Genomic DNA, 21,708 nt, shown 5'->3' on the forward strand with positions numbered 1-21,708 from the left:
GCTATTCGGTTGGTCATATCCTGATTATACGGGTACTGGAAATATTTATATCCTTTTGTAAGCATCAAAAAAGGTTGCATTTCCCTGACGATGTAAGAATCTCTCACCTGTTGTATACTACAAGTAGCACCATTATAGAAGCAAGGAGATAATTGAATGAAACTATTAATTGTTTGTACTGGCAATACGTGCAGAAGTCCGATGGCAGAAGCACTTGTGCGCAAACGGCTACCGCAGGTGGAGGTACAGTCCGCTGGTATATTCGCTCACGACGGATCACCGGCTTCTCATCAAGCAGTAACGGTCATGGAGGAGGCTGGGGTACTTTTTGGTCACCAATCTAAACCTGTTACGAGAGAACGTATGGATTGGGCAGATTTGATTCTGACGATGACAGAACAGCATAAACAATTATTGCTGGAACAGTATCCGCATGCTGCCGGAAAGCTGTATACACTACCAGAATACGCTTCACAGGAGGCAGCAGCTGCTTGGAAGTTACTTCAGGAAGCTTATGCTGATCTGGAAACGAAACGCGTTCGGTTCGCAAGCAGCTTTTCTGGAGATCCAAATACATTCCAAATGGAATTCATGCAAGCTCACCAGCACGAAATCTCACACATTCAGAAGCTCGAGGCAAGTATGCCTGCAGCAGACATAATGGATCCTTTCGGACGTTCTGTGGAGGTTTACCGATCGACGCTGAAGGAATTGGAATTCTATGTTGATAAATTGGCAGAAAAGATTCACAATGAGAAGTAGGTAAAAAGACTCTCATACCAAAATATCAGCATGGATGGTGGATTATGTCATGAAAAGCTTTAGTCTGCGTCTCAAACTGGCGATTTTTGCCACAGTACTCGCATTAGTCACCTATAGTGTGAGTGCATTGTTCATTTACATTGTGCATCCTTTTGTTACGCAATATTGGGATGTTGCTGCACCAGTGCTCGTTCTTCTCACACTATTTCTTGGTGTGTTATGGACGGGGATACTAGCTTTTTCTGCAGCCCGCTTTATCACGAAGCCTTTAAAGGATCTGGAGAAGGTTGCAACAAAAGCTGCTGACGGCAGTTTGGAGGAAGAATGGGAAGTTGTTCCTTCAAATGATAATGATGAGATTGGTGCACTGACTCGCGCCTTTCAGAAAATGCTGCATAACTTGAAATCGATGATCTCAGATATTGATGCCAATGCGAAAGCAAATGATCAATATGCTAAACAGATCCAGTCGGAAACAATGACTGCATCTGAAAAAGTCATTGAAATTGATGGGATTATGCAGACGATGGCTGAAGGAGCCCAATCAACATCAGGTGCGGTCGGCAGCATTGTGCAGTCACTCGACAAGGCAACAGCACTGTCTGAGGATGTCCGAACCAAAGCGGATCAGTCTCAGGAACTATCTCATGGAATGGTCGGAAAATTACACAGTTCACAGACAGTTGTAATGGATCTGGTACAGGGAATTCAAATGATCGCAGAAAAACAGGAGCATTCAATCGGCAATGTGAAGCAGCTCGAGAAAAACGCTTCAGAAATCGAACAGATTATCCGTTTTGTCAGTGATATAGCGGAACAAACAAATCTGCTTGCACTCAATGCTTCCATCGAAGCAGCACGTGCTGGCGAACAGGGGCGGGGCTTTGCAGTAGTGGCCGAGGAAGTTCGGAAGCTGGCGGATGAGAGCAGACAGGCAGCACAGGACATTTCTGTCAACATCAAAGAAATTCAGCTGAATATTGGACAAGTTGTTACGGAAATCGACGAACAATTGGCACTGGCACGGAGTGAGGCAGAAAAAGGCTCCGAAAGTAGTGTTGTCATGGAAGAAATGACAGCAGCCATCACGCATGTTGTTGCGTCGATTCAGGAAATAGGCAAGCTAACCTTGCAGCAGCGTGAGGAAATTGCTTCGGTTACAGATCAGTCTAAGGGTGTGGCGACGCTTGCTGAGCAAGCATCAGCCGGAGCGCAGGAAGTGAGTGCCTCTGTTCAGGAGCAAGCATCTGTCATGCATAACTTGGAGCAATTATCAGCATCACTTGAGGAACAAGCAGGTAGACTCAGAGACCAAATGAAACAATTCCAATTTACAAAACAAGCATCCGTGCACCATGCGGAATTTAACAAGGAGGATGAAGAAAATGAAAGTAATTCTAACATCAGACCACGGTGGAGTAAATCTTCGTAAGGAAATTGCAGATCTTTTAACGGAGCTGAATATTGAATTTGTGGATACAGGCTGTGATTGTGAGGGTTCTGTAGATTATCCGGATTACGGAATTCCAGCAGCGGAAAGAGTTGCAAACGGCGAATTTGATCGCGGCATCCTTATTTGCGGTACTGGTATTGGTATGAGTATTTCGGCAAATAAAGTACCAGGCATCCGAGCAGCACTCGTACACGATGTGTTCAGTGCAAAAGCAACTCGCGAACATAATGATAGCAACATGCTGGCGATGGGCGAACGTGTAATTGGACCAGGTCTTGCTCGTGAAATCGTTCAAACATGGCTGGGCACTGAATTTACAGCAGGACGTCACCAGAACCGCGTGAACAAAATTTCAGACTACGAAAACAAGTAAGAAGCGAGGTTGTACATGAAAGCAATCGCAGATCATATCAATACTGTTGTAAGGGAGCTTGCTTCCTGTGGGCATTTGCATAAAGGTGACTTATTCTTGATCGGGTGTTCGACAAGTGAAGTAGCTGGTGAGCGGATCGGCAGTGCAGGAAATATGGAAATTGCGGAACTGCTTTACCAGCAGCTGGAATGGCTGAAAAAAGAAACTGGCATAAATCTCGTATTTCAGTGCTGTGAACACTTAAATCGTGCTATTGTAGTAGAGAAGCATATCAGTCGGCAATACGGTTTAACCGAAGTTTCCGCGAAACCTGTTGCAAGAGCCGGCGGTTCTATGGCTGCTTGCGCCTATGAGCAGTTTGAGGATCCTGTGTTAGTCGAAGATATCCGGGCAGATGCCGGAATTGATATCGGGGAGACGATGATCGGAATGCACCTGAAGCATGTTGCAGTACCATTCCGTCTCAAGCAGCGGTATATCGGCGGTGCTCGGATCAATACTGCTTATACAAGACCTAAACTGATCGGCGGCGTGAGAGCTGTGTATCCTGACTAAAACACCGGCTACGACATACATCAACAATACACGAGGAGGCATGTTTCTATGAAACATATTCAAGCGAATGATCCAGAACTATTCCAGGCTATAGAAGACGAAAGAGGGCGCCAGCACGACAAAATCGAGCTGATTGCATCTGAGAACTTCGTATCACAGGCTGTCATGGAAGCGCAAGGCTCCGTACTCACAAACAAATATGCGGAGGGCTATCCAGGCCGCAGATACTATGGCGGTTGTGAATATGTTGATGTAGCAGAAAATCTCGCAATTAACCGAGCGAAGGAAATCTTCGGTGCAGAGCATGCCAATGTACAGCCGCACTCCGGTGCACAAGCAAACATGGCTGTTTATTTCGCATTTTTGGAACCAGGCGATACGGTTCTTGGGATGAACCTCAGTCACGGCGGCCACTTGACCCACGGCAGTCCAGTGAACTTCAGCGGTAAGCTGTATAACTTCACGGAATATGGTGTGGATCAGGAAACAGAGCAGCTTGACTACGAAGTCGTACGTGCAAAAGCACTTGAAGTAAAGCCGAAGCTAATCGTAGCTGGAGCAAGTGCTTATCCGCGTGCAATCGATTTTGCGAAATTCCGCGAAATCGCTGATGAAGTCGGTGCTTATCTTATGGTTGATATGGCACATATCGCTGGTCTTGTTGCAACTGGTGTACATCAATCGCCAGTTCCTTATGCAGATGTTGTGACAACAACAACGCATAAAACATTGCGCGGACCGCGTGGTGGTATGATCCTGACAAAAGAGAAGTACGCGAAGCAAATCGATAAAGCTGTCTTCCCAGCTATGCAAGGCGGACCGTTGATGCACGTTATCGCAGCGAAAGCAGTAAGTTTCAAAGAAATCCTTGATAATGATTTCAAAGCTTATGCGCAGCAGATTGTTGATAATGCACAGCGTCTTGCAGAGGGTTTAACAAAAGAAGGTGTCCGTCTTGTTTCTGGCGGTACTGATAACCACCTGCTTCTTCTTGATGTAAGCAAGCTAGGTCTTACTGGTAAAGATGCAGAGCATGCATTGGATGAAGTCGGTGTGACAACAAATAAAAACACGATTCCATTTGATAAAGAAGGTCCATTCATCACAAGTGGTGTGCGGATCGGTACAGCAGCAGTCACTACTCGCGGCTTCAAGCTAGAGGAAATGGACGAGCTTGCCGCTATCATCGCTACAACATTGAAGCATCATGATGATACAGCGAAATTGGAAGAAGTCAAAGGCCGCGTAAAAGCGTTGGCTGATCGTTTCCCGCTTTATAAGTAAAAGAAGAAAGACAGTCGCATAAGCGGCTGTCTTTTTGTATGAGTTGTATCTTATCGGAGTGTGGTTGGAGGAAATCTGCCTTACGATTCACTTAACCCTCGTCTAAATAGAGATAAGGAAATACACTTGATGCGCAGGCTGAATACGGAGACTCCCACGGGATGAAGGCCTAGGTGAGACCCCGGAGTGCAAAGCACGAGGAGGCTCACCAGCCGCCCGCTGGAAAGCGGAGTATTCGGCCGGAGCGGCTCCGGGCGCCCTTACTTATACCTTTGTTTCTAACCGGTCACTTACGCCTTTCGGTGGTTGTGTCTAGCTCCAAAGACCAGAAACTGCGCTGTAAGCGATAAATCCCTGCGAAAGGAAAGACATCTTCCTCCGGGCTTTCTCGCTTATCGCTTCGTTTCTAACCGGTCTTTTCCGACTTTCGGTTTTGTCCCTTTTCTTTTGCCTATATCTTCTGTATACTATTAAAGATTTGAATATTTTTAGAGGGAGTGTTCGGAAATGGGTAATGTTTTTGTTTTGGATCATCCGTTAATTCAGCATAAGCTTACGTACATACGTGATAAGAATACAGGTACGAAGGAGTTCCGTGAGTTGGTGGATGAGGTTGCGGCGCTTATGGCGTTTGAGATCACACGTGATCTGCCGATGGAAGAGACAACGATTCAGACACCTGTCGTAGAAGCGAAAACGAAGGTACTTGCTGGGAAGAAAATTGGACTTGTACCAATCTTGCGTGCCGGCCTTGGCATGACAGAAGGTATCCTGCGCCTTATTCCTGCTGCACGTGTCGGACATATCGGAATGTACCGTGATCCGGAAACAATGCAGCCAGTGGAGTACTATATCAAACTCCCATCTGATATTGAAGAACGTGAATTGATTGTTATCGATCCGATGCTTGCAACAGGTGGATCTGCCAATGATGCTATCCACTCTTTGAAAAAGCGCGGAGCGAAACAAATCCGTCTAATGTGCTTAATTGCTGCTCCTGAAGGTGTGGAAGTGATCAAGAAAGAACATCCTGATGTAGATATTTATCTAGCAGCAATGGATGAAAAACTTGATGATCACGGCTATATCGTACCAGGTCTTGGCGATGCTGGGGATCGTTTGTATGGCACTAAGTAAAAAAAGAGTCATGCTTGTCTTCGGGACACGTCCTGAAGCAGTCAAGATGGCGCCGCTTGTGCTTGAACTGAAAAAGCGGCCAGAGCAGTTCGAAACGATTGTCGCGGTGACTGCACAGCAGCGGGAGATGCTAGATCAAGTACTAAAGATATTTGATATCAAACCTGATTATGACTTGAATATCATGAAAGCACGGCAAAGCCTGGCACATATCACTACGAAGGTGATGGAAGGGCTAGACAAGCTTTATCAGGAAATAAAACCAGATATCGTGCTTGTTCATGGAGATACGACAACTAGCTTTGCAGCATCGCTGGCAGCTTACTATAATCAGATCCCTGTCGGGCATGTAGAAGCTGGATTGCGTACTTGGAACAAGTACTCACCGTTTCCGGAAGAACTTAATCGACAGCTGACTGGAGTTATAGCGGATCTTCATTTCTCACCTACTATCCAAGCTCGGCAGAATCTGCTTGATGAAAATAAGAATGTAGAAACGATTGCCGTAACTGGCAATTCAGCGATTGATGCATTACAGACTACTGTCGACCCGAACTATCAGCATCCTATCTTGGAACAAGCTGCTGGCAGACGGCTAGTGCTGGTCACGGCTCATCGCCGAGAGAATCTTGGTGAGAACATGGAGCATATGTTCACTGCCATCAGAAGGATCGCAGATGCACATCCAGATACATTAATCGTCTATCCAATGCACTTGAATCCTGCCGTGCGGGACATAGCGAATCGTATCCTCGGGGACCATGAACGAATTCAATTGATAGAACCGCTAGGACTAATTGATTTCCATAACTTTGCTTCCCATGCATACTTGATTCTCACAGATTCCGGCGGTGTCCAGGAAGAGGCACCGTCGCTTGGAGTACCTGTGCTTGTCCTGCGTGATACGACAGAACGACCAGAAGGAATTCAAGCCGGTACGCTGAAACTTGCCGGTACAGATGAAAGAACTATTTTTGAAATGGCAGACAAACTTCTTCGTGATGAACAAGCGCATGAAGAAATGTCACAAGCGTCCAATCCTTATGGAGATGGACAAGCTTCGATTCGTATTGCTGATTATCTTCAATATTATTTCGGCTTACAATCGCAGCCGCCTATACCTTTCCAACCAGCTGATCCCGAATAGGGCAGCTGGTTTTTTGTATAGGGAATCTTCACTCGTGCATCCTAATGGCACAAGGGGGAGAGGCTGTGAAGCGATTTAGTTTATTATTCATATCCATGTTTATCATCATCGGTTTTCAGCCGGTTCAAGCAGCCGAGCAAAGGACGGTTATTATAGAACTGGAGGGCGACGTATCTGCCTATCGGGAGTATTTAGAGATGCACTATCCTTTCATTGAGATCGTGGAAGAATTCGATACCTTGTTCCAAGGACTGGCACTGCGCGCAACGGACGCGCAGCTCGGTAAACTGTCTGAGCACAGTCACCTGCTGAATATCCATCAGGTACATACCTATAAAGCAGAAACAAGAAAATCAGACGTTCCATTTGTGACGCAGGAGTTCCTCGGTACAAGTGCAGCAGGTGTGACTGGAAAAGGGGTAAAAGTAGGCGTCATCGATACTGGAATTGATTACACGCATCCTGATTTGAAAAAGAATTATAAAGGTGGCTTTGATGTTGTTGATTGGGATGATGATCCGATGGAGACAACACCAGAAGAAGGAGAAGTGACAATTCACGGAACGCATGTTGCTGGTATTATAGGAGCAAATGGAAAGATGAAAGGTATAGCTCCGGATGCTGAAATCTATAGTTATCGGGCACTAGGACCAGGCGGAACAGGAACATCCGTTCAAGTGATTGCTGCTATCGAAAAAGCGGTTGAAGATAAGATGGATATTATCAATTTATCTTTAGGAAGCTCTGTGAACGGACCAGATTGGCCGACTAGCTTGGCAGTTAATAAAGCAGTGGAGATGGGTGTAAGTGTGGTCACAGCGAACGGTAATGAAGGTCCTGCCAACTGGACAGTCGGTTCCCCTGCTACTGCCACGAAAGCATTGTCAGTCGGTGCCGTAACAACTCCGCAAAAAACAGCAGTATTATATGAGCGTTTTTATAAAAAATTGATTCCAATTTTGCCGCTTCAAGGAGCCGTTGAATGGAAGCAGCGTCGATCATTGCCAATTATGGATGGTGGTACAGGAGAAAGACAGCTTCCGGATGCAACAGGCAAGATTGTCATTTTTAAAAGAGGGAAAATACCATTTGCAGAGAAAGCCAGAATAGCAGAGCGTGCGAATGCAGTTGCTGTCCTAATCTACAACGATGGGAGCGGGCCGCTGGAAGCCTCTATCCAGGATGGCGGAAAGCCAGTTTCCATCCCTGTTGCAGCCGTGACAAGGCAGGATGGGCTATGGCTGCTTAAAAATAAACAGACCGCACAGCTTTCGGCAAAGCAAATCGAGCTTCAGAATAGGATGGCAGCATTCAGTTCGAGAGGACCTGTCACGAGGAACTGGGCCATCAAACCAGAGATATCGGCACCTGGCGCACCTGTATGGAGTACCGTGCCCCAATCCGGCTATCAGGCTCTTCAGGGTACGAGTATGGCAGCACCGTATGTAGCGGGAGCGCTGGCTCTTGTTAAAGAAGCTCATCCAGAATGGACTGATGAGCAACAGATTGGTGCGCTGCTGACAACGGCACAGCTGCTCAAGAAGCCAAACGGTCAGCACTACGATCCAATTGAGCAAGGTATGGGTAAAATGCAGCCTTCCAAAGCAATCTCCACACCAGTCATTATTGAAAATCCGCTGCTGCGATTTGGTAAGATCGATACAAAGCAAGATGCAGAATATGTACTTACTGTCCACAATGTAAGTAACGTCCGGCAACAGCTGCAATTTGATCAGCCAAAAGCAGTGAGCGGTATACGCTGGAAGGTGCCAATGTCAGTGGATCTTTCTCCGCATGAAACGAAACGGTTAAATATCAGTATCTCTGTCAATCCTGATATTCAGGAAGCTGGTGTTCACCAAGGTTATCTATCGGCGCGGTTTGGTCAACAAGAAGTACATCTTCCTTACCTATTTCTTTTAAAGCAAGCAGATTATCCGAAGGCAATGGGACTCGAAATGGAATGGAAGCCGCTTAACAGAAAAGGTGCCTACCACTATCAAATCTATCTGCCTGAAGGTGCGGCTGAACTTAGAATCGACTTATATGACCCTGACACACTCATTTATAAGAGACAGCTACTGACAAAAAAACAAGTGGATGCAGGGTTGCTAGAGGGCAGCATGAGCAAGAGGGAAGCCGGCAAACCAGGAGTCTATCTCGCTCTGGTTCAACTGCGTATGAATGATGGAAAGTATGTGAGCACAGAGCTACCGCTTTATTTGTCAGACCAGATGCTCGTGAAATAGTACAAGCAAGTGAATTATATGTCACAGAATTGTCATATATGAACAGCTGATTATCCTTTATAATAGTAAGCGGAGGCCTATGCGTTTAATAGCGGATAGTCCTTTGCTTAATTGCTTTCGTGGAAGCGCATCCAACGTTGTCGTGGAAGGTAATTATTAACTTTGTAATTTATTTCACAATCTTGTATTGACACCGCGAATAGGCCTATTGTATTCTATAAATTGCGTGTGGTGGGAATTGAACTGGCAGGTAAGGGACGTAGTTTGCGCGCAACGTTTCGACCGACAGCTTTCAGCAACCAACGCAATTAACGCAGGAAGAAATACTTTTGTGGTTTGTAGGTTGAGAGATAATTACTGCACCGCTTTCCATACATAAGTATCAGCAATTTTTTGTACGTCTTTCACGCATGGGAGTAAAGAAGATGCAGCAAACCAATAAGATGATAGACGCTCGACAAAGAAAGTGGATGTTTTGTCTCCTGGCAATTCTTATACTAGGTGCAGCATTCACGCACTACCAACGCATTTTCCTCGGTCTACTTTTGGGATCCACTTTTAGTCTTTTCATGCTATGGTCACTACAGAGTAAAATTACAAAGTTTGTGGACGCAGCGGCTAAAAAACAGAGGATTTCCGGAATTGGAACCTTTAGCCGATTGGCAGCAGCAATACTTGCTGTTACAATCGCACATCGATTTGAAGAGTATTTCCATCTTATTGGAGTAGCTGTAGGAATAGCTACTTGCTACATTGTTATCTTAATAGATTCTCTAGTATTCAAGCTTAAAGACTAGCAACGAAAGAGGTGAATTAATTGAATCACGAATCACCAATGTGGAATGATGCCTTTGGCATAGAATGGCTTGATTTTAATCTTTCCACATCCCTGATGACCATCATTTCCTCGATCATAGTCTTTATCATTTGTGTTATGGGAAGTCGTCGTTTGCAACAGAGACCTGGGAAATTCCAGAATCTCATGGAGATGATTGTTGATTTCGTTAAAGGTGTAGTCGGCGGCTCCATGGATTGGAAAACCGGTAAGTATTTCTTACCTCTTGGATTAACACTATTCATGTACATTTTGGTAAGTAACATACTTGGGGTCGTAGTGATGGGAGTATCCAGTGACCATACACTATGGTGGAAATCACCGACTTCTGATGCCGTCACGACATTAACACTATCACTCATGGTTGTCTTGCTCTCTCACTTTGCAGGTATACGGATGCATGGTATGAAGCACTACCTGAAAGGGTACGTCAAACCAATACCATTTATGCTTCCATTAAACCTTATCGAGGAAGTTGCAAACGTACTGACATTAGGTCTTCGTTTGTTTGGTAATATATTCGCTGGTGAGATTCTACTATCCTTGATAGGTGAATCACTTGCATTTACTGCACCGCCGTATACAACTATATTAGCTGTAATACCTATGGTGGCTTGGCAAGCGTTCAGCTTGTTCATCGGTGCAATTCAGGCATACATCTTCATCGTTCTGACGATGGTATATATGTCTCACAAAGTCTCAAAAGATCATTAATTAAAAAATGTATGTAAAAACAAGGAGGAAATTATATTATGGGTTCATTAGCAGCAGCAATTGCAGTAGGTTTGGCAGCACTTGGCGCAAGTATTGGTAACGGTCTTATCATCAGCCGCACAGTTGAAGGTGCAGCAAGACAGCCAGAGCTTGTAGGAACACTTAGAAACTTGATGCTACTAGGGGTTGCATTGGTTGAGGTTATTCCGATTCTAGCAGTAGTTATCGCGTTCATCGTAATGTAATTACTCACCTTATAATTTGAATGAATGGCGAAATTCTATCTGTTGAATATTCGCCATTCTTTTTGTAAGTCATGATTAAAGGAAGAAGCCGTTTTAACTGTAACTGAGGTTAGAAGCTTGAAAGGAGTGGAACTGTTGCAAACACTTATCATCGGTGCTGCTATTGGTGGAACACCTGTAGGCAGTATGCTTGTTCAGATAATAAGCTTTATCATCTTACTAGCGCTTTTAGGCAAATTTGCTTGGAAACCATTAATGAAAGTTATGCAAGATCGCCAAGAGTTTATTTCAAGTGAAATAGACGCAGCGGAGCAAAGCCGTAAAGATGCTGAAGCAGCAGCGAAAACAGCCGCTGAAGAACTTAAGAAAACACGTGCGGAAGCACATGCAATAATAGAGGAAGCAAGAAAAGCGGGACAGCAACAGGAAGAGCAAATTATTGCTATTGCGCGCCGTGAAGCTGAGCGCCTGAAAGACGCAGCGGTCGAAGATATCGCCAACGAAAAGGAAAAAGCAATGCAGGCATTGCAAGCACAAGTGGCATCCCTTTCCGTACAGATCGCAAGCAAAATCATCGAGAAAGAAATTACTTCCGACGATCAGGACAAGCTTATTAGTGACTATGTGAAAGAATTGGAGCGATAAGCTATGCGTGATGTGACCATTGTAAAACGATACGCAGAAGCGCTGTTCGAAGTAGCAGAGAATCGCGATATCGTGGAAACCGTGCGAGCGGAATTGCACACAGCGAAGCAAGTGGCACAAAACGATGCTGCTTTCCTCCGGTTCCTCTCAGAGCCCAAGATTGGCTTGGATAAAAAGAAAGCACTGATCGAAACTAGCTTTGCTGCAGGAAGCATTGAAGTTCGCAATACGCTGAAACTGCTTTTGGATGCTGGACGTATCAGCAGTATCCCGCAAGTGGCGGATGCTTTCCAAGCAATGTTTGACGATAAGCAAGGAACTGTACAAGCGACAGTTTACTCTGTCCGTGAGCTTTCCGATGCAGAGCGTCAGACAGTTGCAGAGACATTTGCGAAAAAGCTCGGCAAACAAGCTGTTTCCATTGATAACAAGATTGATCCGACACTGCAAGGTGGTTTGAAAGTACGGATTGGCAATACAATCTACGACAGCTCAATTAAAAACAAGCTGACTCGTATCGAACGTAATTTAGTAAATGTGAGCAAATAAGGATAGAGGTGAGACCGCATGAGCATGAGAGCTGAAGAAATCAGCGCGTTGATTAAACAGCAGATCGAGAGTTATGACGCTGAAATAGAAGTAAGTGATGTTGGTACTGTAATTCAAGTTGGTGACGGTATCGCACGTGTCCATGGCCTGGACAATGTAATGTCCGGAGAATTGATTGAGTTCTCTAACGGTGTCATGGGACTTGCACAGAACTTGGAAGAATCAAATGTCGGTGTCGTTATTCTTGGCGAATACAAAGGCATCCGCGAAGGAGACGAAGTTCGTCGTACAGGACGTATCATGCAAGTTCCTGTTGGTCAAGAGCTTGTCGGCCGTGTTGTTAACCCACTAGGGCAGCCGATCGATGGTAAAGGTCCAATCGAAGCTAGCAACACTCGTCCAATCGAAGCTCCAGCACCAGGCGTTATGGATCGTAAATCCGTAGACGAGCCGCTTCAGACTGGTATCAAAGCAATCGATGCACTAGTACCGATTGGCCGCGGTCAGCGTGAGTTGATCATCGGTGACCGTCAGACTGGTAAAACATCCGTTGCAATCGATGCAATCCTTAACCAGCACGATCAGGATATGATTTGTATCTACGTTGCAATTGGCCAAAAAGAATCCACTATCCGCGGAACAGTGGAAACTCTTCGTAAACATGGCGCGCTTGATTATACAATCGTAGTTGCAGCAGGTGCATCTGATCCTGCACCATTGCTTTACCTATCACCGTATGCAGGTGTGGCTATGGGTGAAGAGTTCATGTACAACGGCAAGCATGTCTTGATCGTATACGATGATCTTTCCAAACAAGCAGCAGCATACCGTGAACTTTCCTTGCTTCTTAAACGCCCGCCGGGCCGTGAAGCATTCCCAGGGGATGTATTCTACTTGCACTCCCGTCTATTGGAACGTGCAGCGAAGCTTAGTGACGAGAAGGGCGGCGGTTCCATCACTGCATTGCCATTCGTTGAAACACAAGCTGGTGATATTTCTGCATACATCCCGACAAACGTTATTTCCATTACAGACGGACAGATCTTCTTGCAGTCTGATTTGTTCTTCTCCGGTGTACGCCCTGCGATCAACCCAGGTCTTTCCGTATCCCGTGTAGGTGGATCTGCTCAGATCAAAGCAATGAAGAAGGTTGCCGGAACATTGCGTCTTGATTTGGCTGCATTCCGTGAGCTTGAATCATTCGCACAGTTCGGTTCTGACTTGGATGCATCCACGCAAGCTCGTTTGAACCGTGGTGCACGTACAGTGGAAGTACTGAAGCAAGGTTTGCATCAGCCGCTATCTGTTGAAAAACAAGTAACAATCATCTATGCGCTTGTAAATGGCTACTTGGATGATATCCCGGTTGAACAAATTGTTCGTTTCGAGAATGAATTCCACACTTGGTTCGCAGCGAATCAAGCGGACTTGCTTAAAGGCATCCGTGAGACTGGCAAACCAGCTGATTCCGATCAGCTTAACAATGCGATCGAAGCGTTCAAGAAGACATTCGTCGTTAACTAACATTTCATAAATTACGGAATGCTGCACGTATTCCTTAGCGAAGGGAGGCTGCATGCGCTTTGGCATCCTTAAGAGATATCCAGAGTAAAATCAACTCTACCAAAAAGACGAAACAAATTACGAAAGCAATGCAGATGGTTTCGGCGTCCAAATTGAGCCGCGCAGAACAGAATGCAAAAGCTTTCGTACCATATAGCGAAAAAATGCAGGAGGTTGTGTCACAGATCGCTGCTTCAGATGATGCGACACATCCGATGCTGCAAACACGTGCAGTCAAGAAGACAGGTTATCTTGTCATCACGGCTGACCGTGGTTTGGCTGGCGGTTACAACAATAACGTTATTCGTGAAGTGTACCGTACCATCCAGCATCAGCACGCTTCTGCAGATGAATATACGGTGATTGCTGCTGGACGATTCGGCCGCGACTTCTTTAAGAAGAACAACATGCCGATCGCCAAAGAAATCATCGGTCTGCCTGATCAGCCTGACTTTGCTGATATCAAGCAGATTGCATCGGAAGCAGTGGAAATGTTCCTGGAAGGGGAAATTGATGAATTGGTGATGTTTTACAACCATTACAACAACGCGATCTCCCAGGAAGTTACTTCCCAGAAACTGCTGCCGTTAACAGATCTTTCTGCAGATACAGGACGTGCCGTACAGAGCATGTACGAATTCGAACCGAACGCAGAAGAAATTTTGAAAATATTGCTGCCTCAATATGCCGAGAGCTTGATTTACGGCGCGCTGCTAGATGCGAAAGCAAGTGAGCACGCAGCCCGTATGACAGCGATGAGAAATGCGACAGATAACGCCAACGAGCGGATCGATGATTTGACGCTTACTTATAACCGTGCACGTCAAGCAGCTATTACACAAGAAATCAGTGAGATTGTTAGCGGAGCGGCTGCGCAGCAATCCTAAGAATACAGATAGGAGGGGTCCAGATGAGCAATGGTATCATTACGCAGGTCATGGGTCCGGTTGTGGATGTACGTTTCCCGAACGGCCACCTGCCTGCCATCTATAATGCACTAGTTGTCCAAGTGAACGAAACTACTTCTTTGACATTGGAAGTAGCACTTCACCTTGGTGACGACAGTGTACGTACAATCGCGATGTCTTCTACAGAAGGCGTACAGCGCGGAAAAGAGGTAGTGGATACAGGAGCAGCAATCAGCGTACCTGTAGGAGAAGCTACACTAGGACGTATTTTTAACGTATTAGGTGAGACTATCGATTTAGATGAGCCTATCCAAGGTGAAATCAAAAAAGACCCAATCCACCGTGAAGCACCAGACTTCGATAACCTTGCAACAGAGACAGAGATCCTGGAAACAGGTATCAAAGTTGTCGACTTGCTGGCACCATATATCAAAGGTGGTAAAATCGGTCTCTTCGGAGGAGCGGGTGTAGGTAAAACCGTTCTTATCCAGGAACTGATCAACAACATCGCGCAAGGACACGGCGGTATTTCCGTATTCGCTGGTGTTGGTGAGCGTACACGTGAAGGTAATGACTTGTACTTCGAAATGAAAGACTCCGGCGTTATCGCGAAGACTGCTATGGTCTTCGGTCAGATGAACGAACCGCCAGGAGCACGTATGCGTGTAGCATTGACTGGTTTGACAATGGCAGAGCACTTCCGTGACCAAGAAGGTCAGGATGTACTTCTATTCATCGATAACATCTTCCGTTTCACACAAGCAGGTTCCGAGGTATCCGCATTGCTTGGCCGTATGCCATCTGCAGTAGGTTACCAGCCGACGCTTGCAACAGAAATGGGTCAGCTGCAAGAGCGTATCACATCTACAACTAAAGGTTCCGTAACTTCCATCCAAGCAGTATACGTACCGGCCGATGACTATACAGATCCGGCTCCGGCTACAACATTCGCTCACTTGGATGCAACAACAAACCTTGACCGTAAACTATCTGAACAAGGTATCTACCCTGCCGTAGATCCACTTGCTTCTACTTCTAGAGCATTGGATGCTAACGTTGTCGGAGAAGAACATTACAGTGTTGCACGTCAAGTGCAGCAAACATTGCAGCGTTACCGTGAATTGCAGGATATCATTGCAATTCTAGGTATGGATGAGCTAAGTGAAGAGGACAAACTTGTCGTTTCACGTGCGCGCCGCGTACAGTTCTTCCTTTCTCAGAACTTCCACGTTGCTGAGCAGTTCACTGGCCAAAAAGGTTCTTATGTACCTGTTAAAGAAACAGTTGCAGGCTTCAAAGGAATCCTTGAAGGTAAATACGATCACATTCCGGAAGATAGCTTCCGCCTTGTTGGACGTATTGAAGAAGTGCTTGAAAAAGCTGGCGTTAACCAATAAGCAGCAATCATGTAATAGTAGGATAGGAGGGGCTCCTGATGAGTACCGTAACAACAAGCATTGTTACTCCTGATGGCCCTGTTCTGGAAGAAGACTATGAAATGGTTAGCTGTACAGCGGAAAATGGTGAACTTGGTATTCTTCCAGGTCACATTCCGTTGGTAGCGCCATTGAAGGTTAGCTCGGTTCGTCTACAGATCCAAGGTCGCACAGATTATGTTTCTGTAAGTGGCGGTTTCCTTGAAGTCCGTCCGGACAGGGTCACAATTCTTGCTCAATCAGCCGAAAGAGCAAGTGACATTGATGTAGACCGTGCAGAACAGGCGAAGCAGCGCGCTGAGAAACGTCTGCAAGATAAGCAGGCTAACTTAGACCAAATCCGCGCTGAACAAGCGCTTAACCGGGCAATCAACCGACTTGATGTCGCGTCTCACGCCCGCTAATTAAAACAGCATTCCGACAAGGAATGCTGTTTTTTTATTATTTCATTTCCTGGGCAATAATAATGGCGGCGCATAGCAAATGCCGTTATAATTTGAAGGAAACGCGTTTAATAGTACGGAAAATAGGATAACAAGGTATTATGTAGCTACAGAGCGCGCATTTGCCTGTTTATCCGTTAAGGAGTGTATATCAATGTTTTCGGTAATAGGGCAGGATGCGATGCTGGGTATAGTTTCCCACATTGCTTTTATGGCAATTACTTGGCGTATATTAATGGGGGTCAATGTAGATGCATTAATAAAGAAAGGGAAAGTATTCGAAGCCCGGATGCTGCTTATTTTTCTCACGATAGTTATCGGAACAACGGTAAGTAACGTATTCCTTCAACTAGTAAGCTGGACCAAACAGCTCCAGTATCTACTCTAGTAATCTAGCATACATGTATAAGCTTTTTCATCTCTGTTCATACTGTTTCTAAAATGGTCGGACAGGGGAGAAAGAAAAATGAAACATTATCTTGGATTAATCGTAGTTATCATTATGCTATTAGGTAATAGTTTAGAGTCTTATGGGGCAGCAGGCTCTGACGTAACAAAAGATGTAGAACGTATGTATGATGTATTGGAAAGTGAAGGGACCGAGCTTATGTCCTTTGACATCACAATACGAGAGACAATTTCCCGGGACGATATCAAGGGGAAATTGGTGGATTTGAATGACGCAGGGACTATTGTAGAAGAAAAAACGGAAAAAGCTACAAAATTAATGGTACATACCCCCCATAAACAAAATACCATTGCCGAACGTATATTGTTGGTAGTACCTACAGATAAGGAATACCAGGCTGAAGTCATCTATACTATTTCTGGTTCAAAATGGACAGAAAAGGTACAACAATCTGTCCAAGACATGACAACTGCTGCCCAATCGCGATTTTTCACATATAATGCGACAAAATTCGCTTGTCTCAAAGCGGGTTTCGGTGATAAAATAAGCGGTGGTATTTTGTTTCAGAATGTCATGGAAAAATTAGATGTTCAACCACTAACGAATATGCAAGATAACGTTTACACTACGACAACAGGATATACAACACAATTGAAAGCCAGCCGTTCCTTAGCAGACAACATGAATATACAGCTTGCGCTGCATGATGGGAATGGGCAATCAACCGTAACTGTAGGAACGCCTATCATAACGACTGAATATTAATATAGTGAAATTGGACGCGGAGGAGAATGTAACTTGGAAAAAATCATCGTCCGTGGTGGAAGGCAGCTTAAAGGATCTGTCAAGGTCGAAGGTGCGAAGAATGCCGTACTGCCTGTCATCGCAGCAAGTATAGTTGCAAGTAAAGGAAAAAGTGTTATTCATAATGTCCCGGCTTTAGCTGATGTATTTACCATCAATGAAGTGTTGCGCAGCATGGGTGCTGAAGTAGTATTCGGCAATGGAACGATTACTGTCGATGCTACAAAGCAAATGACGACAGAAGCGCCTTTCGAGTATGTTCGGAAGATGCGTGCATCTGTATTGGTTTTAGGTCCATTGTTGGCACGTTTCGGTCATGCGAAAGTGGCACTGCCGGGTGGTTGTGCAATCGGTTCCCGACCAATCGACCAGCACCTGAAAGGGTTCGAAGCGATGGGAGCAAGTGTACAGGTCGGCAACGGTTTTGTAGAATTACGTACTGAAGGACGCCTGCAGGGCGCTAAAATATATCTGGATGTACCTAGTGTAGGTGCAACAGAGAACATCATCACAGCAGCCGCACTAGCTGATGGAACAACTATTCTTGAAAACTGTGCGAAAGAGCCAGAGATTGTTGATCTAGCAAACTATCTGAATGCGATGGGTGCTAAAATCGTTGGCGCTGGTACAGAAACAATCCGCATTGAAGGTGTCGAAGAACTATCAGGCGCTGAGCATGTTATGATTGCAGACCGTATCGAAGCTGGTACTTTCATGGTTGCAGCCGCAATCACGAAAGGTGATGTACTGATTGAAGGCATCGAAATGGAGCATGTGCGTGCAGCAGCTGCCAAAATGGAAGAAATGGGTGTTATCATCAAGGAAGAAGCAAATGGCATTCGTGTTATCGGTCCTGACAAATTGACAGCGACAGATGTTAAGACGTTGCCACACCCAGGATTCCCGACAGATATGCAGTCACAGATGATGGCTTTGATGCTATGTGCAGAAGGCACCAGCATCATTACAGAAACAGTATTCGAGAATCGCTTCATGCATGTGGAGGAATTCCGTCGCATGAATGCAAAAATTAAAATCGAAGGTCGCAGTGTCATTATGGAAGGTCCAACAAACATGCAAGGCGCTGAAGTAGCTGCAACTGATTTGCGTGCTGGAGCAGCTCTAATTCTGGCAGGATTAATTGCAGATGGTTATACGCGTGTTACAGAGCTTAAGCATTTGGATCGAGGTTATGTGAATTTCCATGGTAAATTAGCAGAACTAGGTGCAGACATCGAACGCGTTAATGACGAAGTGTTCGAAGAAGCAGCGGCTACAATGGAAGAATCATCAACATATTAAGGTTATTAAGGATAAGTCCCTTTGCAAAGGGGCTTATTTTTTTATGTCTTTGTAAGAAACTCTTCCCTACAAATTGGTAATTCTTCTTCCTAAGCGTATACGGCTATGCTATAATTATTTAGAAAATTCAACTAATATAGAAAGTTCGGAAGAGAGGGGTAGGATGAAATTATACCTATCGGTAGACATGGAAGGAGTCGTCGGTTTACCGGACTATACATATGTGGACAGCTCAAAACATAATTATGAACGGGCAAGACGGATTATGACAGCAGAAACGAATAGCATCATTGATGCGGCGATGGATGCAGGTGCAGAATATGTTCTTGTCAACGACAGCCATTCTAAAATGAACAACTTATTGGTAGAAGAATTACATGAAGAGGCTTATTTGATATCTGGTGAAGTGAAACCGCTTTCAATGATGCGAAGTCTGGATGCGAGCTTTTCAGGAGTAATGTTTTCTGGGTATCACGCGAGAGCAGGACAGTTCGGGGGCATGTCCCATAGCATGATTCATGGGGTTCGTAACTTTTTCCTGAATGATGAGCCGATTGGAGAACTGGGTTTCAACGCTTATGTTGCTGGTCATTACGGTGTGCCGGTCTTATTGGTCGCAGGTGATGATCAAGCATGTTTGGAGGCAGAGCAGCTTATTCCAGGAGTTGTAACAGCACCAGTCAAACAGACATTATCCCGCTCTGCAGTCTTGACGCTGACACCAAAAAAAGCAAGCAAGCTTCTTCATGAAAAGGTGAAAGAAGCGATGGAGAGAGTGGCACTAGCAGAACCGCTCGTTCCGCCGGAAAAAATTGTCCTGCGGATCGAATTCACCAACTATGGACAGGCGGAATGGGCCCATTTGATGCCAGGTACTTATATAGAGCCAGGTACAACCATAGTCGCTTTTCCTGCCAAAGACATCATCGAAGCGTATCGTGCGATGCTCGTCATGACAGAGCTTGCCATGCATACGACCTTCAGTTAGGAGTGACAGCTTATGGCGATATATCTGATTCGCCGTTTTGTAATTATGATAGCAACCATCTTCGTTATCGCGACACTGACATTCATCCTGATGCACAGCATTCCAGGGAATCCGTTCACAACACAGGATCGGAGCACGAGTGAAGCTGTTCAGGAAAACTTGAATGCACATTACCATTTGGATGAGCCAATGATCGTTCAATATGGTATCTGGCTCAAATCCTTGGCAACATTTGATTTCGGTCCGTCTATCAAGCAGCCGACTGAAACGGTGAATGATTTGCTTGGCCGCGGGTTCCCGATATCAGCAGAGCTCGGTATGTGGACAATTACAATCGCCCTTATTTCCGGTATTACATTAGGTGTCCTGGCCGCTTTGAAACATAACGGCATTATAGATTATATAGCGATGACACTGGCCGTATTAGGTATTTCCATACCAAACTTCATTTTAGCAACACTGCTGATTCAACAGCTGGCTGTAAATCTGCAGCTGCTGCCAGCAGCTACATGGTCTTCACCGATGCATATGATCATGCCGATCATTGCTTTGGCGACAGGACCTACAGCTATCATTGCCCGTTTAACAAGATCCAGCATGCTCGAGGTTTTGACTCAGGATTATATCAAGACCGCACGGGCAAAAGGCTTGTCACCAGCCAAAATAGTCATCAAGCATGCCTTACGTAATGCGCTGATGCCGGTAGTAACTATTCTTGGAACATTGGTTGCTGCTATTCTGACAGGTACATTCGTCATTGAACGTATTTTTGCCATACCTGGTATGGGAAAGTATTTTGTTGAAAGTATCAATAACCGTGATTATCCGGTCATTATGGGAACGACTGTTTTCTACAGTGCCTTTCTCATTTTCATGCTTTTCCTAGTCGATATCGTTTACAGCATCTTAGATCCGAGAATCAAGCTGCACAAAAAAGGAGGCAGCTGATATGGAATATCATAATAGACCAATTGATACGACTGGACAGCAGATACCAGATGATTGGTTCCAGCCGATAGAGAAGGATCTAAACAAAGCGGAAGAAGTAGCCCGTCCGAGTTTGTCCTTTTACAAAGATGCTTGGCTGCGATTAAAGCAAAACCGGCTAGCCATTACTGGATTATTCTTTTTAATCGTCTTAATCCTAGCAGCAGTTTTCGCTCCGATATTCTCGCCCTATTCCATTTCAGAAGGGGCGTTACGGAACCAGAACCTGGCACCATCGGCAGCACACTGGTTCGGCACTGATAATTTGGGGCGTGATGTATTCACCCGCCTTTGGCACGGAGCGCGTGTTTCGTTGTTTGTCGGAGTAGCTGCTGCTCTGATCGATTTCTTTATCGGAATCATCTATGGCGGTGTTGCTGGTTACAAAGGCGGACGTACTGACAGTGTCATGATGCGCATCATTGAAGTACTTTACGGATTGCCGCATCTGCTTGTCGTAATTCTGCTCCTAGTTGTAATGGGACCAAGTTTGTTCACAATCATTGTGGCTTTGACTATCACTGGCTGGATCGGGATGGCAAGGATCGTTCGTGGCCAGGTGATGCAGCTGCGCAACCATGAATATGTACTTGCATCCAAAACATTAGGAGCAAGTACCGGTCGAATCATCCGCAAGAACTTACTGCCGAATACGATGGGGCCGATCATCGTGCAAATCACGTTGACTGTGCCATCTGCAATCTTCGCAGAAGCTTTCCTTAGCTTTCTAGGTCTTGGTATACAGGCGCCAAATGCGAGCTGGGGATCTATGGCCAATGATGGTCTGTCTGCTATTCTTTCTGGAGATTGGTGGCTGTTGTTCTTCCCGGCATTGTTCATCAGTTTAACAATGTTCGCCTTCAATGTACTGGGTGATGGCTTACGGGATGCATTCGATCCGAAGCTGAGGAGGTGACAGA

Annotated in this window: 23 protein-coding genes; all 23 read left to right on the plus strand. The window is 45.3% G+C overall.

Annotated features, from left to right (window positions below; translation table 11 throughout):
- Nucleotides 1–156 precede the first annotated feature (156 nt).
- The 23 genes from GZ22_RS14680 (at nt 157) to GZ22_RS14790 (ending at nt 21,704) form a co-directional block, all read left to right on the plus strand.
- Nucleotides 157–762 carry a low molecular weight protein arginine phosphatase gene (locus tag GZ22_RS14680; RefSeq protein ID WP_038564051.1) on the plus strand — a complete coding sequence of 202 codons (606 nt, stop codon included), beginning with the start codon at nt 157–159 and terminating at the stop codon, nt 760–762.
- Nucleotides 763–811: 49 nt separating this feature from the next.
- Nucleotides 812–2,194: a methyl-accepting chemotaxis protein gene (locus GZ22_RS14685; protein WP_038564054.1), complete on the plus strand. Its 1,383-nt coding sequence runs from the start codon at nt 812–814 to the stop codon at nt 2,192–2,194.
- On the plus strand, nt 2,148–2,588 hold the full coding sequence (rpiB, locus tag GZ22_RS14690) for a ribose 5-phosphate isomerase B (protein WP_038564056.1): 441 nt from the start codon (nt 2,148–2,150) through the stop codon (nt 2,586–2,588). The genes GZ22_RS14685 and rpiB overlap by 47 nt, the downstream gene beginning before the upstream one ends.
- Before the next feature lie 15 nt (nt 2,589–2,603).
- Entirely contained in the window at nt 2,604–3,143 is a 540-nt protein-coding gene (locus tag GZ22_RS14695; RefSeq protein ID WP_038564059.1) for a TIGR01440 family protein, read from the plus strand.
- A gap of 48 nt (nt 3,144–3,191) precedes the next feature.
- Complete coding sequence (locus GZ22_RS14700; protein ID WP_038564061.1) at nt 3,192–4,427, plus strand: serine hydroxymethyltransferase; 1,236 nt, start codon at nt 3,192–3,194, stop codon at nt 4,425–4,427.
- A gap of 507 nt (nt 4,428–4,934) precedes the next feature.
- A complete protein-coding gene (gene upp / locus GZ22_RS14705) occupies nt 4,935–5,564 on the plus strand; it encodes a uracil phosphoribosyltransferase (protein ID WP_038564063.1) in 630 nt (209 codons plus the stop codon).
- The gene (wecB, locus tag GZ22_RS14710; protein WP_038564064.1) at nt 5,551–6,711 is read left to right on the plus strand and encodes a non-hydrolyzing UDP-N-acetylglucosamine 2-epimerase; all 1,161 of its coding nucleotides are present in this window, start codon (nt 5,551–5,553) and stop codon (nt 6,709–6,711) included. The genes upp and wecB overlap by 14 nt, the downstream gene beginning before the upstream one ends.
- Before the next feature lie 65 nt (nt 6,712–6,776).
- Complete coding sequence (locus GZ22_RS14715) at nt 6,777–8,960, plus strand: S8 family serine peptidase (RefSeq protein WP_051748309.1); 2,184 nt, start codon at nt 6,777–6,779, stop codon at nt 8,958–8,960.
- 425 nt (nt 8,961–9,385) lie between these two features.
- On the plus strand, nt 9,386–9,757 hold the full coding sequence (locus GZ22_RS14720) for an ATP synthase subunit I (protein ID WP_038564067.1): 372 nt from the start codon (nt 9,386–9,388) through the stop codon (nt 9,755–9,757).
- 20 nt (nt 9,758–9,777) lie between these two features.
- The gene (gene atpB / locus GZ22_RS14725; RefSeq protein ID WP_038564069.1) at nt 9,778–10,509 is read left to right on the plus strand and encodes a F0F1 ATP synthase subunit A; all 732 of its coding nucleotides are present in this window, start codon (nt 9,778–9,780) and stop codon (nt 10,507–10,509) included.
- A 38-nt stretch (nt 10,510–10,547) separates the two neighbouring features.
- Nucleotides 10,548–10,754, plus strand: a complete 207-nt coding sequence (gene atpE / locus GZ22_RS14730) for a F0F1 ATP synthase subunit C (RefSeq protein ID WP_038564072.1) — start codon at nt 10,548–10,550, stop codon at nt 10,752–10,754.
- 126 nt (nt 10,755–10,880) lie between these two features.
- Nucleotides 10,881–11,399, plus strand: coding sequence for a F0F1 ATP synthase subunit B (gene atpF, locus GZ22_RS14735; RefSeq protein WP_038566153.1), 519 nt, complete (start codon nt 10,881–10,883; stop codon nt 11,397–11,399).
- Nucleotides 11,400–11,402: 3 nt separating this feature from the next.
- Nucleotides 11,403–11,948, plus strand: coding sequence for a F0F1 ATP synthase subunit delta (locus tag GZ22_RS14740; RefSeq protein ID WP_038564075.1), 546 nt, complete (start codon nt 11,403–11,405; stop codon nt 11,946–11,948).
- An 18-nt stretch (nt 11,949–11,966) separates the two neighbouring features.
- Nucleotides 11,967–13,472, plus strand: coding sequence for a F0F1 ATP synthase subunit alpha (atpA, locus tag GZ22_RS14745; protein ID WP_038564077.1), 1,506 nt, complete (start codon nt 11,967–11,969; stop codon nt 13,470–13,472).
- Nucleotides 13,473–13,531: 59 nt separating this feature from the next.
- On the plus strand, nt 13,532–14,398 hold the full coding sequence (gene atpG, locus GZ22_RS14750; protein WP_038564078.1) for an ATP synthase F1 subunit gamma: 867 nt from the start codon (nt 13,532–13,534) through the stop codon (nt 14,396–14,398).
- Between the two features lie 23 nt (nt 14,399–14,421).
- Complete coding sequence (gene atpD, locus GZ22_RS14755) at nt 14,422–15,816, plus strand: F0F1 ATP synthase subunit beta (RefSeq protein WP_038564081.1); 1,395 nt, start codon at nt 14,422–14,424, stop codon at nt 15,814–15,816.
- 38 nt (nt 15,817–15,854) lie between these two features.
- The gene (locus GZ22_RS14760; protein WP_123921909.1) at nt 15,855–16,259 is read left to right on the plus strand and encodes a F0F1 ATP synthase subunit epsilon; all 405 of its coding nucleotides are present in this window, start codon (nt 15,855–15,857) and stop codon (nt 16,257–16,259) included.
- A 193-nt stretch (nt 16,260–16,452) separates the two neighbouring features.
- Entirely contained in the window at nt 16,453–16,686 is a 234-nt protein-coding gene (locus tag GZ22_RS14765) for a DUF1146 family protein (RefSeq protein WP_038564087.1), read from the plus strand.
- A 78-nt stretch (nt 16,687–16,764) separates the two neighbouring features.
- Nucleotides 16,765–17,472, plus strand: coding sequence for a YwmB family TATA-box binding protein (locus GZ22_RS14770; protein ID WP_038564090.1), 708 nt, complete (start codon nt 16,765–16,767; stop codon nt 17,470–17,472).
- Nucleotides 17,473–17,505: 33 nt separating this feature from the next.
- The gene (gene murA / locus GZ22_RS14775; protein ID WP_051748310.1) at nt 17,506–18,813 is read left to right on the plus strand and encodes a UDP-N-acetylglucosamine 1-carboxyvinyltransferase; all 1,308 of its coding nucleotides are present in this window, start codon (nt 17,506–17,508) and stop codon (nt 18,811–18,813) included.
- A gap of 163 nt (nt 18,814–18,976) precedes the next feature.
- Nucleotides 18,977–19,801 (plus strand): M55 family metallopeptidase, encoded by an 825-nt coding sequence (locus GZ22_RS14780; RefSeq protein ID WP_038564093.1) that lies wholly within the window; start codon nt 18,977–18,979, stop codon nt 19,799–19,801.
- Nucleotides 19,802–19,813: 12 nt separating this feature from the next.
- Complete coding sequence (locus tag GZ22_RS14785) at nt 19,814–20,749, plus strand: ABC transporter permease (protein ID WP_038564096.1); 936 nt, start codon at nt 19,814–19,816, stop codon at nt 20,747–20,749.
- A 1-nt stretch (nt 20,750) separates the two neighbouring features.
- Nucleotides 20,751–21,704 (plus strand): ABC transporter permease, encoded by a 954-nt coding sequence (locus tag GZ22_RS14790; protein WP_038564099.1) that lies wholly within the window; start codon nt 20,751–20,753, stop codon nt 21,702–21,704.
- The last annotated feature ends 4 nt before the right edge of the window (nt 21,705–21,708 follow it).

Source organism: Terribacillus saccharophilus (genome assembly GCF_000725365.1).
Taxonomy (GTDB): Bacteria; Bacillota; Bacilli; order Bacillales; family Amphibacillaceae; genus Terribacillus; species Terribacillus saccharophilus.